Genomic DNA, 12,675 nt, shown 5'->3' with positions numbered 1-12,675 from the left:
GAGGCGGGGGTCCTCACTGTGACAGGTAACAAAGCTGTAAACCAGCGCGTCCGTTGGGGCGTGAGGCGGTTGAATGCTGCGCGCGCCGTCCTGCGCTCGACGCCCGAGGCTGCCAGGATGCCTTCGCGCATGCAGCGAGAGTGTGCGCACGCGTCGGCGCCTTGAGAACGGTAGGGAAATCAACAGTGAGTCAGATCATCCGTCGCCTGGGTGTTGCTCCGCGCCTTCGTGGCAGTGCGAGTGGTGCGACCTGCCCCGACATCTTCGAACTGGCCGACGGAAACTTCGCAGTCATCGGCACGGACGCCACTGACTCACTGGAGGCGCAGCTCCCCGCCGACGCGGCGCGCGCCGACTACGAACGGATCGTCGTCATCACCCGCGACACCCTGGTGAAGGCCAAGGCGGACATCCCGGACGCCTGAGCCGGCCCGCCGGCGTCAGTCCTCCTCCAGCGGCTCCGGTTCGCCCACGACCCACCACTCGTCGGTGTCCGCCTCCTCCAGCTGGAGGAGCAGTTCGTCGACCAGCTTCCCGAGTTCTGCCTCCTCGGTGCCCGCGATGCTGTCGCGCTGGTGCCGGGTGGCGTACCAGTACTCCCTGACGATCGGGTTCTGGAAGATGCCGCGGGCGCGCCGGACGAACTCCTCCCGGCCGAAGTTGCCGATGCGGTAGTAGAAGAGCAGGTTCGTGTAGAGAGCGTTGGCGAACAGGTACTGCCGGCGCTTCTGCTCCGTCACCGGCGTCTCGTAGAGGTCGAGGACCTCGGCGAGTTCCGGGTCGTCGATCGCCTTGCTGAGCAACTCCCAGTGCTGACGCTGCTGGCTGGCCAGATTGGCGTGCCGCTGGGTCGGGGCGTGCTGCTCCAGATGTTCCAGGCGCGCCCGGAGCACGTCGAGCATGTGCCGCTGCGCCGCCATGGCCGTCACGGCTCCCGCCGCCACGAGCAGCCCGCCCACGGCAGCGGACCGCAGCCTCCGTATCCCCGCGTTCTGTGTGACCATGTCAAAAACCCCCGATCAGGCGGCCGGCCGCCGGTCGTCGGGTGCGCGTTGGGTGGGCAGGGACCGGCGAGCGGTGGGCGGCGCTTGCCGCCTTCCAGGGTGCCGAGCGGCTCTGATCGGCGGGAAGGCGGAGAGGAGGCGCACGGAGGGAAGCGAGGGTCGCACAAACCGGCGCCTTGTCCAACGTCTGCCCCGCAAATGCTGCTAACAATCGTTCACTTCGCGGTCGTTCTTGCGGCTCGTATCCTGGGGCGTCAGTCAATCCTTACAGCGTGCGCCCGAACGCGAGCCGGTGTACGCGTGCGTGGAGAGGGGTCGCGTGTGGAGCGGAGCAGCGGTCGGCAGATTCCGGTCGTCGTCCTGGCCGGATTCCTAGGCTCCGGGAAGACCACCCTGCTCAACCACCTCCTCCACCACAGCGGCGGCAGCCGTATCGGGGCCCTGGTGAACGACTTCGGGGCGATCGAGATCGACGCCATGGCGGTGGCCGGAGCGCTCGGGGACTCCACCGTCTCGCTCGGCAACGGCTGCCTGTGCTGCGCCGTCGACGGCAGTGAACTGGACACCTACCTCGAGCGGCTCGCCCGGCCCTCCGCCGGGATCGACGTGATCGTCATCGAGGCCAGCGGACTGGCCGAACCGCAGGAGCTGGTGAAGATGGTGCTCGCCAGTGAGCATCCCGACATCGTCTACGGCGGGCTCGTAGAGGTCGTGGACGCCGCCGAGTTCGACGAGACCCGCGCCAGGCACCCCGAGATCGACCGGCACCTCGCCCTCGCCGATCTCGTCGTGGTGAACAAGCTCGACCGGGCGGCGGACGCGGACCGGGTGCTCGGACTCGTCCCATCGCTCGTCGACGGCGCCGCCGTGGTGCCCGCCACCTACGGCCGTGTCGATCCCGAGTTCCTCTTCGACTGCCGCCCCGCCACCGAGCGCATCGGGCAGCTGTCCTTCGACGATCTCGACCGCCACGAGCATGACGAGAACGAGCACGCCGGGCACCTTCACACCGGTTACGACAGCCTGTCCTTCGTCTCCGAGCAGCCGCTGGATCCCCGGCGGCTGATGACCTTCCTGGACAGCCGGCCCGAAGGGCTGTACCGCATCAAGGGATACGTCGACTTCGGGCCGTACGACACCCGCAACCGCTACGGCGTGCACGCCGTGGGGCGGTTCCTGCGGTTCTACCCGGAGCCCTGGCCGGCCGGCGAGGAGCAGCGGCTCACCCAGCTCGTCCTCATCGGTGCCGGGATCGACGTCTCCGCCCTGCGCGAGGAGCTGGAGGCGTGCAGGAGCGACGCCCCACACGCCGACGAGCACGGCATGTGGGGCGTACTGCGCTATGTGCGGGAGCCGGAGGACGACCCCGCGCCCGCGGACGCGCCCGCCTAGGCGACCGGCCCCGCCACCACCGACACCGTCTTCTGCAGGGACACGCCCGAACCGTCACGGCGCGGGTCGGGGTCCGGCAGCGCCACCGCCGTGCCGTTCTTCTGCGCCGCCCGCGCCGGGGTGGCGCCCGCCCAGGCCAGCGACAGGCAGTCCTCGCCCTTCAGGAACCGCTGGCAGCGCACACCTCCGGTGGCGCGGCCCTTGCGCGGGAACTGGTCGAACGGGGTCAGCTTGGCCGTCGTCTGCACCGAGTCGTCCAGCGTGCCGCGCGAGCCGGCGACCGTGAAGACCACCGCGTCCACCGCCGGGTCGACGGCCGTGAAGCTGATGACCCGCGCGCCCTCGGCGAGCTTGATGCCCGCCACACCGCCCGCAGGCCGCCCCTGGGGACGCACTTGCGAGGCCTGGAAGCGCAGCAGCTGCGCGTCGTCCGTGATGAAGACCAGGTCCTCCTCGCCCGTGCGCAGCTCGACCGCACCGACGATCCGGTCGCCCTCCTTGAGCGAGATGACCTCCAGCTCGTCCTTGTTGGAGGGGTAGTCCGGCACCACGCGCTTGACGACACCCTGTTCCGTGCCGAGCGCCAGGCCCACGGAGGACTCGTCGAGCGTGGTCAGGCACACCACCTGCTCGTCGTCCTCCAGGGAGACGAACTCGGCGAGCGGCGCCCCGCCCGACAGGTTCGGCGTCGGCATCTCCTGCGGGAGCTGCGGCAGGTCGACGACGTTGAGCCGCAGCAGGCGGCCCGACGACGTGACCACGCCCACCTCGCCGCGTGCGGTGGCCGGCACCGCCGAGACGATCACGTCGTGCTTGACCCGCTTGGCGCCGGCGTCCGCCGGGAACGGCGCGTCGTCCGCCGTACGGGCCAGCAGACCCGTCGACGACAGCAGCACCCGGCACGGGTCGTCCGCCACCTGCAGGGGCACCGCGGCCGACGGCGTGGCGGCCGACTCCAGCAGCAGCGTGCGCCGCTCGTCGCCGAACTTCTTCGCCACCGCCGCCAGTTCGGCCGAGACCAGCTTGCGCAGCTCCGCGTCCGACTCCAGGATCCGGGTCAGCTCCTCGATCTCCGCGTTCAGCCGCTCCTTCTCCGCCTCCAGCTCGATCCGGTCGTACTTGGTCAGGCGGCGCAGCGGCGTGTCCAGGATGTACTGGGTCTGGACGTCGCTCAGCGAGAACCGCTCGATCAGGCGCTCCTTCGCCTGTGCGGAGTTCTCGCTGGAGCGGATGAGGCGGATGACCTCGTCGATGTCCACCAGCGCCGTGAGCAGGCCCTCGACCAGGTGCAGCCGGTCGCGCCTCTTGCCGCGGCGGAACTCCGAGCGGCGCCGCACCACGTCGAAGCGGTGGTCGAGATAGACCTCCAGCAGCTCCTTGAGGCCCAGGGTGAGCGGCTGACCGTCCACCAGGGCGACGTTGTTGATGCCGAAGGACTCCTCCATCGGCGTCAGCTTGTACAGCTGCTCCAGGACCGCCTCCGGCACGAAGCCGTTCTTGATCTCGATGACCAGGCGCAGCCCGTGCTCGCGGTCGGTGAGGTCCTTGACGTCGGCGATGCCCTGGAGCTTCTTCGAGCCGACCAGGTCCTTGATCTTGGCGATCACCTTCTCCGGGCCGACCGTGAACGGCAGCTCCGTGACGACCAGGCCCTTGCGGCGCGCCGTCACCGTCTCCACGGAGACCGTCGCGCGGATCTTGAACGTGCCGCGGCCCGTCTCGTAGGCGTCGCGGATGCCGGAGAGGCCCACGATCCGACCGCCCGTGGGCAGGTCGGGGCCCGGGACGTGCTTCATCAGGGCGTCGAGGTCGGCGTTCGGATGCCTGATGAGATGGCGGGCCGCCGCGATCACCTCGCGCAGGTTGTGCGGCGGCATGTTGGTGGCCATGCCGACCGCGATGCCCGACGCGCCGTTCACCAGGAGGTTCGGGAAGGCGGCGGGCAGCGCCACCGGCTCGCGCTCCTGGCCGTCGTAGTTGGGCGCGAAGTCGACGGTGTCCTCGTCGATGGACTCCGTCATCAGACCGGTGGCCTCGGCCATCCGGCACTCGGTGTACCGCATGGCGGCCGGCGGGTCGTCGTTGCCCAGCGAGCCGAAGTTGCCGTGGCCGTCGACCAGGGGCACCCGCATGGAGAACGGCTGGGCCATGCGCACCAGGGCGTCGTAGATCGACGCGTCACCATGGGGGTGCAGCTTTCCCATGACCTCGCCGACGACACGGGCGCACTTCACATAGCCGCGCTCGGGGCGCAGGCCCATCTCGTTCATCTGGTAGACGATGCGGCGGTGCACCGGCTTGAGACCGTCGCGCGCGTCCGGCAGGGCGCGTGAGTAGATGACCGAGTACGCGTACTCGAGGAAGGAGCCCTGCATCTCGTCGACGACGTCGATGTCGAGGATCTTCTCCTCGTACGGGTCGTCGGACGGCGGGGTCTTCGTGCTGCGGCGGGCCATCGCTGCCGGCTCCTCTTTTTCTGGTCACTCGAGCGTTGGACGGATCTGACGCGGACCATTGTGGACCGCCGCACTGACAACCGGGACCCAGGACCCGGCTCCGGCCGTCCGGCGCGGGCGGGGACGGCGGCGCGAGCAGCGTACGCGCACGTGCCGTTCGCGCAGGGGTCCGGGGGCCGCTCACCCGCCCCGCCGGCCCCGGCGGTCACACCGGCACCACCCTTCACCCTCGCCTGCTCGCTCTCGGCGTATCCGTGCCCCTCCGGGAACTTCACCGGCGCTCCGCGCGCTTGCATACAGTGGCAGGACCGGCAGAAACGGCGGTCCGGCACGCACCGCCTCCGCGATCGAAGGGACGTACATGCCCATGGGTCACACGGCCACAGCCCAGGCAGGCTCCGGCGGCCTGACAGCGACCGAGCACCGCCTGGCCAACGGTCTGCGCGTGGTGCTCTCCGAGGACCACCTGACCCCGGTGGCGGCGGTGTGCCTCTGGTACGACGTCGGTTCACGCCACGAAGTCAAGGGGCGTACCGGCCTGGCTCACCTTTTCGAGCACTTGATGTTCCAGGGCAGCGCCCAGGTGAAGGGCAACGGTCACTTCGAGCTGATCCAGGGCGCCGGCGGCTCCCTGAACGGCACCACCAGCTTCGAGCGGACCAACTACTTCGAGACCATGCCCGCCCACCAGCTGGAGCTCGCCCTCTGGCTGGAGGCCGACCGCATGGGCTCCCTGCTGGCCGCCCTGGACGAGGAGTCCATGGAGAACCAGCGGGACGTCGTGAAGAACGAGCGCCGCCAGCGCTACGACAACGTCCCCTACGGCACGGCCTTCGAGAAGCTGACCGCGCTCGCCTACCCGGAGGGCCACCCGTACCACCACACGCCCATCGGCTCGATGGCGGACCTGGACGCGGCCACCCTGGAGGACGCCCGCCAGTTCTTCCGCACCTACTACGCGCCGAACAACGCGGTGCTGTCCGTCGTCGGGGACATCGACCCCGAGCAGACGCTCGCCTGGATCGAGAAGTACTTCGGCTCCATCCCGGCGCACGACGGCAAGCCCGAGCCGCGCGACGGCACCCTGCCCGACGTCATCGGCGAGCAGCTGCGCGAGGTCGTCGAGGAGGAGGTCCCCGCGCGTGCGCTGATGGCCGCCTACCGGTTGCCCGAGGACGGCACGCGCGCGTGCGACGCGGCCGACCTGGCGCTCACCGTCCTCGGCGGCGGCGAGTCCTCCCGCCTGTACAACCGCCTCGTCCGGCGCGACCGCACCGCCGTCGCGGCCGGGTTCGGCCTGCTGCGGCTCGCCGGGGCGCCCTCCCTGGGCTGGCTGGACGTGAAGACGTCCGGCGACGTGGAGGTGCCGGTCGTCGAGGCCGCCATCGACGAGGAGCTCGCGCGGTTCGCCGAGCACGGCCCCACCCCCGAGGAGATGGAGCGCGCCCAGGCCCAGTTGGAGCGCGAGTGGCTCGACCGGCTCGGCACGGTCGCGGGCCGCGCCGACGAACTGTGCCGGTACGCCGTCCTGTTCGGCGACCCGCAGCTCGCCCTGACCGCGGTCCAGCGCGTCCTGGAGGTGACCGCCGAGGAGGTCCAGGAGGTCGCCAAGGCCCGTCTGCGGCCCGACAACCGGGCGGTGCTCGTCTACGAGCCCGTCGCCGCGGAGGACAGCGCCGAGGACACCGAGGAAGCCGCCGCAGTCGCCGGCGCCCACGAGAACGAGGAGGCGGCGAAGTGACCGAGCTCGCCACGATGGAGTTCCACCCCCAGCCGCAGGCGGGCGAGGCCAGGCCCTGGGCCTTCCCGGCCCCCGAGCGCGGCACCCTCGACAACGGCCTGACGGTGCTGCGCTGCCACCGCCCCGGACAGCAGGTCGTCGCCGTCGAGGTGCTGCTCGACGCCCCCCTGGAGGCCGAGCCGACCGGACTCGACGGCGTCGCCACGATCATGGCGCGCGCCTTCTCCGAGGGCACCGACAAGCACTCCGCCGAGGAGTTCGCCGCCGAACTGGAGCGCTGCGGCGCCACCCTGGACGCGCACGCCGACCACCCCGGCGTCCGCCTCAGCCTGGAGGTCCCGGCCTCGCGGCTGGCCAAGGGCCTCGGTCTGATCGCCGACGCCCTCAGGGCGCCCGCGTTCGCCGACAGCGAGGTCGAACGCCTCGTCCGCAACCGCCTGGACGAGATCCCGCACGAGCTGGCCAACCCCTCCCGCCGGGCCGCCAAGGAGCTCTCCAAGGAGCTGTTCCCGGCGAACTCCCGCATGTCGCGCCCCCGTCAGGGCACCGAGGAGACCGTCGCCGGCATCGACGCCACGGCCGTACGCGCCTTCTACGACCGGCACGTCCGCCCCGCCACGGCGACCGTGGTGGTCGTCGGCGACCTCACCGGCATCGACCTGGACGCGCTGCTCGGCGACACGCTGGGCGCCTGGACCGGCTCGACGGCCCAGCCGCGTCCCGTGCCGCCGGTCATCGCGGACGACACCGGCCGGGTCGTGATCGTGGACCGCCCGGGCGCCGTCCAGACGCAGCTGCTGATCGGCCGGATCGGCCCGGACCGGCACGACCGCGTCTGGCCCGCGCAGGTGCTCGGCACCTACTGCCTCGGCGGCACCCTCACCTCCCGCCTGGACCGCGTGCTGCGCGAGGAGAAGGGCTACACCTACGGCGTACGGGCGTTCTCGCAGGTCCTCAGGTCCGCGCCGGACGGCACGGGCGCGGCCATGCTCGCCATCAGCGGCTCGGTGGACACCCCGAACACCGGCCCCGCTCTGCAGGACCTGTGGACGGTGCTGCGCACGCTCGCCGCGGAGGGGCTCACCGACGCCGAGCGGGACGTCGCCGTACAGAACCTGGTCGGTGTGGCGCCGCTCAAGTACGAGACCGCCGCGGCCGTCGCGAGCACCCTCGCCGATCAGGTCGAGCAGCACCTGCCCGACGACTATCAGGCCGAGCTGTACCGGCAGTTGGCCGCGACCGGCACCGTGGAGGCCACCGCGGCGGTCGTGAACGCCTTCCCGGTGGACCGCCTGGTGACCGTCCTCGTCGGCGACGCGGCGCAGATCAAGGCGCCCGTGGAGGCCCTCGGCATCGGTGAAGTCACCGTGGTGACGGCCGAGTAGTGACACGCGCGCGTGGAGGCCCTGGTGACCTGTGTGTCACCAGGGCCGCCGTTTGTCCGAATTGAGGGAGAGACGGCCTGTCTGCCCTGTGGCATGCGCTACAAAACGCTTGTTGCGTTTGAGGATTGAAGGCGCCCCCGCTTAGCTTCGTCCGGGCTGTTCGTCAGGCAGTGCGCCGCACCCGCGGCACCGGACAGTCATCGCCGAGTCCCCGTACGGCGCGAGCCAGGGGAGCCGGGGACCCACACGCAGTCCCTGGGGTGAATCGGACGCCCGCGCGTCATGCGAGGGGGTCCGTAGGAGACCTTCCTGCTCCGAACCCGTCAGCTAACCCGGTAGGCGAGAGGGAAGGAAAGGACCAGCCTGTACATGGCGTTCACCCGCGCCACGGGGAAGCACCGTCGTCCCAGCCGGATCCAGCGCGGCACCGCGCGTGCGGCGGGCGTAGCGGCTCTCACCACCACCGGCGTCGTCGGCTCTCTCGCCGCCCCCGCGCTCGCCGCCGAGCCGGCCGCCGCACAGACCGGCCTCACCCCCGTCATCACCATGGGCGACGCGGTCGCCGACCGGATCGACGCCCAGGCGGCCGCCCAGCACGAGGCCGCCCGCGAGGCAGCCGAGGCCGCCGCCCGCAAGGCCGCAGAAGAGGCGGCCCGGAAGAAGGCCGCCGAGGAGGCCGCCAAGGCCCGCGCCGAGAAGGAGCGCGCCGCGCGCGAGGCCGAGCGCAAGCGCCTGAACACCTTCGTCTCCCCGATACCCGGCTCCTACGTCTCCACCGGCTACAAGGCCGGCGGCGCCGTCTGGTCGTCCGGCAGCCACACCGGCGTCGACTTCCACGCCGCGAGCGGCACGCCCGTCCAGTCGGTCGGCATGGGCACCGTCGTGGAGGCCGGCTGGGGCGGGGCGTACGGCAACCAGGTCGTCATCAAGATGAACGACGGCACCTACACCCAGTACGGCCACCTCTCCTCGATCAGCGTCTCGGTCGGCCAGAAGGTCACCCCGGGCCAGCAGATCGGCCACTCGGGCGCCACCGGCAACGTCACCGGCGCGCATCTGCACTTCGAGGCCCGCACGAGCCCCGAGTACGGCTCCGACATGGACCCCGTCGCCTACCTCCGCGCGCACGGCGTGAACCTCTGAGGACGCGCCCGCCCCTCCCTGTCGAGGCCCCGGCTCCCCGAGCCGGGGCTTTCGGGATCCGTAGGGGCCCGGTCGCCGACTGGTTCTCCCCCTGTTGTCCGTCGGTTGTCCAAAAAACAAGTATGGATTCCGGCCCTCCGTCGGAAATTCCCCCGGATTGCAATAGAGTCACGGAACACACGTCCGTCGTCGGCGTTTCACGGGGATTAAGCCGGAGGTCCGTCATGCGTATTCCCGCGCACTCGGTGTGCACGGCGATCCGGGACGACATCGTCGCCGGTGTCTACGAGCGCGGCAGCCGGCTCACCGAGGAACTGCTCGCCCGGCGCTACGGCGTCTCCCGCGTCCCCGTCCGCGAGGCGCTGCGCACCCTGGAGGCCGAGGGCTTCGTGGTGACCCGGCGGCACGCGGGCGCGTGCGTGGCGGAACCCACCGAGCAGGAGGCCGCCGACCTGCTGGAGATGCGGCTGCTGCTGGAGCCGCTGGGCGCCGCGCGCGCCGCCCAGCGCCGCACGGACGCCCATCTGAAGGTGCTGCGCGGACTGGTCCGCCTCGGCCAGGAGCGCGCACGCCGCGGCAACAGCGACGACCTGCGCTCGCTCGGCGGCTGGTTCCACGAGACGCTCGCCCAGGCCTCCGGCAGCCCCGCGCTGACCTCGATGCTCACCCAGCTGCGGCACAAGATCGCCTGGATGTACGCCCTGGACGCGCCCGCCGATCCGATGGAGTACTGGGCGGAGCACGGCGCGATCGTGGACGCCGTGGCGCGCGGCGACGGCGAGCGCGCCCGGGCGGTCACGGCGCAGCACACCGAGCGCGCGACCGCGGCGCACCGGCTGCGCTTCGCCTCCGGCGGGGATCGCGCCGAGCGTGTGAGGAACTCGCAACATGCCGTAAACACGCCGAGCCTGCGGCATTAACACGCAGGCCGTATACAAAGAGCAGCTAATTCGCGGGGGATTATTTCTGCTGCCCGGAAACGGGAAATCCGCGCCTCGATGGCGGCGAAAAGCGAAGGGCCCGCCCGGAAATCCGGGCGGGCCCTCACTCAGTTGTGCGCAGGCGGTGTCAGACGGTCTCGGGGAGTTCCTCGAGGCCCTCGGAGACCAGCTTCGCGAGACGGTCCAGGGCGGCGTCCGCGCCCTCGGCGTCGGAGGCGAGGACGATCTCCTCGCCGCCCTGGGCGCCCAGACCCAGAACGGCCAGCATCGAGGCCGCGTTGACGGGGTTGCCCCCGGCCTTGGCGATCGTCACCGGGACGCCTGCGGCCGTGGCGGCTCGGACGAAGATGGAGGCGGGACGGGCGTGGAGGCCCTCGGCCCAGCCGACGTTGACGCGGCGCTCAGCCATGTGTTGCTGCCCTTCGGTGTTCAGGGTTGTCTAGACCAGTTTCCCATATCGTGAAGCATGCCGGGTGCGGCACCCGCCTCCCGGTGGTGGTCTCCGGACCGCGGCCTCGGTCCGGTGCCGTCCTCCACAGACTGCCTCGCGCCGTTGTCGTACGCGAGCCGTACTCTGGGGCCCATGCAGACCTCGTCGGACCGGCACGAGTACCCCGCCCACTGGGAAGCCGACGTGGTGCTGCGCGACGGCGGCACCGCGCGCATCCGGCCCATCACCGTCGACGACGCCGAGCGCCTGGTCAGCTTCTACGAGCAGGTGTCGGACGAGTCCAAGTACTTCCGCTTCTTCGCGCCGTACCCGCGCCTGTCCGCCAAGGACGTCCACCGCTTCACGCACCACGACTTCGTGGATCGGGTGGGACTCGCGGCCACCATCGGCGGCGAGTTCATCGCCACCGTACGCTACGACCGGATCGGCGCCGACGGAACACCCGCGTCCGCCCCGGCCGACGAGGCCGAGGTCGCGTTCCTCGTGCAGGACGCCCATCAGGGGCGCGGGGTGGCTTCCGCCCTGCTCGAGCACATCGCGGCCGTCGCGCGGGAACGCGGCATCCGGCGGTTCGCCGCCGAGGTGCTGCCCGCCAACACCAAGATGATCAAGGTGTTCACCGACGCCGGGTACACCCAGAAGCGCAGCTTCGAGGACGGCGTCGTCCGCCTGGAGTTCGACCTCGAACCCACCGACCGCTCGCTCGCCGTGCAGTACGCGCGCGAACAGCGCGCCGAGGCCCGCTCCGTGCAGCGGCTGCTCGCCCCCGGCTCGGTCGCCGTCATCGGCGCCGGCCGCACGCCCGGCGGCGTGGGCCGCGGCATCCTGGGCAACATCCGGGACGCCGGGTACACGGGGCGGCTGTACGCCGTCAACAGGGCGCTGCCCGAAGGGCAGAAGGAGCTCGACGGGGTGCCCGCGTACCGCTCGGTGCGTGACGTGGACGGGCATGTCGACCTCGCGGTCGTCGCCGTGCCCGCCGAGCACGTCCCCGAGGTCGTCACCGAGTGCGGTGAGCACGGCGTGCAGGGCCTGGTCGTGGTCTCCGCGGGGTACGCCGAGTCCGGCCCCGACGGCCGCGAGCGGCAGCGCGCCCTCGTACGGCAGGCGCGCAGCCACGGCATGCGGATCATCGGGCCCAACGCCTTCGGCGTCATCAACACGTCCTCGGAGGTGCGCCTCAACGCCTCGCTCGCCCCCGAGATGCCCCGGCCCGGCCGGATCGGGCTGTTCGCCCAGTCCGGTGCCATCGGCATCGCCCTCCTGTCCCGTCTGCACCGGCGCGGCGGCGGCGTCACCGGGGTGACCGGCGTCTCCACGTTCGTGTCGTCCGGCAACCGCGCGGACGTCTCCGGCAACGACGTCCTGCAGTACTGGTACGAGGACCCCGACACCGACGTCGCCCTGATGTACCTGGAGTCCATCGGCAACCCTCGCAAGTTCACCCGCCTCGCCCGCCGGACGGCGGCGGCGAAGCCGCTGGTCGTGGTCCAGGGCGCACGCCATGGCGCCGGGCCCCGGGGACACGCCGTACGGGCGACAAGGCTGCCGCACGCCACGGTGTCCGCGCTGCTGCGGCAGGCCGGCGTGATCCGCGTCGACACCATCACCGAACTCGTCGACACCGGCCTGCTGCTCGCCCGCCAGCCCCTCCCGGCCGGGCCCCGCGTGGCGATCCTCGGCAACTCCGAGTCCCTCGGCCTGCTCACCTACGACGCCTGCCTCGCCGAGGGCCTGCGCCCGCGCCCCCCGCTCGACCTCACCACGAAGGCCTCCGCGGCGGACTTCCACGCCGCCCTGTCCCGGGCGCTCGCCGACGACACGAGCGACGCGGTCGTCGTCACCGCGATCCCCTCGGTGGGCGAGGCCTCCGTCGGCGACGCCGCCCTGGCCGAGGCCCTCCGGTCGGCCGCCACCGCGACCCCGTCCAAGCCGGTCCTGGTCGTCCACGTCGAACTCGGCGGCCTCGCGGAAGCCCTGTCGGCGGCGGCCGGCACAGCAAGACAACGCCAGCAGGACGCTGCCGCGGGCCCGGCCGGACAAGGCACGCCGGGCACGGGGCCGCAGCCGACCGCGGGCCAGGATCGGACGGCGGCCCCGGAGCAGTCGGCGGGGACAAGCAGCCGGCCGGCACCTCAGCAGCCTGGGGCGCCGACGGGCAT

At 71.6% G+C, this 12,675-nt stretch carries 10 protein-coding genes and 1 riboswitch; of the genes, 7 read left to right on the top strand and 3 right to left on the bottom strand.

Going from position 1 to position 12,675, the window contains the following annotated elements; translation table 11 throughout:
• Positions 1 to 185 precede the first annotated feature (185 nt).
• Entirely contained in the window at positions 186 to 425 is a 240-nt protein-coding gene (locus tag N4P33_RS10720; protein WP_260826110.1) for a hypothetical protein, read from the top strand.
• Between the two features lie 15 nt (positions 426 to 440).
• Here the strand turns inward: N4P33_RS10720 and N4P33_RS10715 are convergent, their stop codons facing one another.
• Positions 441 to 1,004: a DUF6082 family protein gene (locus N4P33_RS10715; RefSeq protein ID WP_260826109.1), complete on the bottom strand. Its 564-nt coding sequence runs from the start codon at positions 1,002 to 1,004 to the stop codon at positions 441 to 443.
• 321 nt (positions 1,005 to 1,325) lie between these two features.
• Between N4P33_RS10715 and N4P33_RS10710 the strand changes: the two genes are divergently transcribed.
• Positions 1,326 to 2,396 (top strand): GTP-binding protein, encoded by a 1,071-nt coding sequence (locus N4P33_RS10710; protein WP_260826108.1) that lies wholly within the window; start codon positions 1,326 to 1,328, stop codon positions 2,394 to 2,396.
• Here the strand turns inward: N4P33_RS10710 and N4P33_RS10705 are convergent.
• Complete coding sequence (locus N4P33_RS10705; protein WP_260826107.1) at positions 2,393 to 4,852, bottom strand: DNA topoisomerase (ATP-hydrolyzing) subunit A; 2,460 nt, start codon at positions 4,850 to 4,852, stop codon at positions 2,393 to 2,395. The two genes, N4P33_RS10710 and N4P33_RS10705, sit on opposite strands and share 4 nt — an antisense overlap.
• A gap of 361 nt (positions 4,853 to 5,213) precedes the next feature.
• On the opposite strand from N4P33_RS10705, the gene N4P33_RS10700 reads away from it, so the two are divergent.
• The 4 genes from N4P33_RS10700 (at position 5,214) to N4P33_RS10685 (ending at position 10,041) form a co-directional block, all read left to right on the top strand.
• Positions 5,214 to 6,593, top strand: a complete 1,380-nt coding sequence (locus N4P33_RS10700) for a pitrilysin family protein (RefSeq protein WP_260826106.1) — start codon at positions 5,214 to 5,216, stop codon at positions 6,591 to 6,593.
• Positions 6,590 to 7,978, top strand: coding sequence for a pitrilysin family protein (locus N4P33_RS10695; RefSeq protein WP_260826105.1), 1,389 nt, complete (start codon positions 6,590 to 6,592; stop codon positions 7,976 to 7,978). Before N4P33_RS10700 ends, N4P33_RS10695 begins: the two co-directional genes overlap by 4 nt.
• A gap of 191 nt (positions 7,979 to 8,169) precedes the next feature.
• Positions 8,170 to 8,335: riboswitch (cyclic di-AMP (ydaO/yuaA leader) on the top strand.
• Between the two features lie 12 nt (positions 8,336 to 8,347).
• Complete coding sequence (locus tag N4P33_RS10690) at positions 8,348 to 9,121, top strand: M23 family metallopeptidase (RefSeq protein WP_260826104.1); 774 nt, start codon at positions 8,348 to 8,350, stop codon at positions 9,119 to 9,121.
• A 224-nt stretch (positions 9,122 to 9,345) separates the two neighbouring features.
• Positions 9,346 to 10,041: a GntR family transcriptional regulator gene (locus N4P33_RS10685; RefSeq protein WP_260826103.1), complete on the top strand. Its 696-nt coding sequence runs from the start codon at positions 9,346 to 9,348 to the stop codon at positions 10,039 to 10,041.
• Between the two features lie 148 nt (positions 10,042 to 10,189).
• Here N4P33_RS10685 and N4P33_RS10680 read toward each other — a convergent pair whose 3' ends face one another.
• Positions 10,190 to 10,471 (bottom strand): HPr family phosphocarrier protein, encoded by a 282-nt coding sequence (locus N4P33_RS10680; RefSeq protein WP_014675499.1) that lies wholly within the window; start codon positions 10,469 to 10,471, stop codon positions 10,190 to 10,192.
• A gap of 174 nt (positions 10,472 to 10,645) precedes the next feature.
• Between N4P33_RS10680 and N4P33_RS10675 the strand changes: the two genes are divergently transcribed.
• Positions 10,646 to 12,675: GNAT family N-acetyltransferase (locus N4P33_RS10675; RefSeq protein WP_260826101.1), on the top strand; the 2,030-nt coding region annotated here is incomplete at its 3' end.

The sequence above is a fragment of the Streptomyces sp. 15-116A genome (genome assembly GCF_025290915.1).
GTDB lineage: Bacteria > Actinomycetota > Actinomycetes > Streptomycetales > Streptomycetaceae > Streptomyces.
The sequence above is the reverse complement of the archived record's forward strand: the minus strand, read 5'-3'. Positions and strand labels throughout refer to the sequence as shown.

Excerpts from the sequence above, each read along its gene's own strand:
- N4P33_RS10715 (WP_260826109.1), bottom strand. The coding sequence starts at position 1,004 with ATGGTCACACAGAACGCGGGGATACGGAGGCTGCGGTCCGCTGCCGTG.
- N4P33_RS10705 (WP_260826107.1), bottom strand. The coding sequence starts at position 4,852 with ATGGCCCGCCGCAGCACGAAGACCCCGCCGTCCGACGACCCGTACGAG.
- N4P33_RS10700 (WP_260826106.1), top strand. The coding sequence starts at position 5,214 with ATGCCCATGGGTCACACGGCCACAGCCCAGGCAGGCTCCGGCGGCCTG.
- N4P33_RS10690 (WP_260826104.1), top strand. The coding sequence starts at position 8,348 with ATGGCGTTCACCCGCGCCACGGGGAAGCACCGTCGTCCCAGCCGGATC.
- N4P33_RS10685 (WP_260826103.1), top strand. The coding sequence starts at position 9,346 with ATGCGTATTCCCGCGCACTCGGTGTGCACGGCGATCCGGGACGACATC.
- N4P33_RS10680 (WP_014675499.1), bottom strand. The coding sequence starts at position 10,471 with ATGGCTGAGCGCCGCGTCAACGTCGGCTGGGCCGAGGGCCTCCACGCC.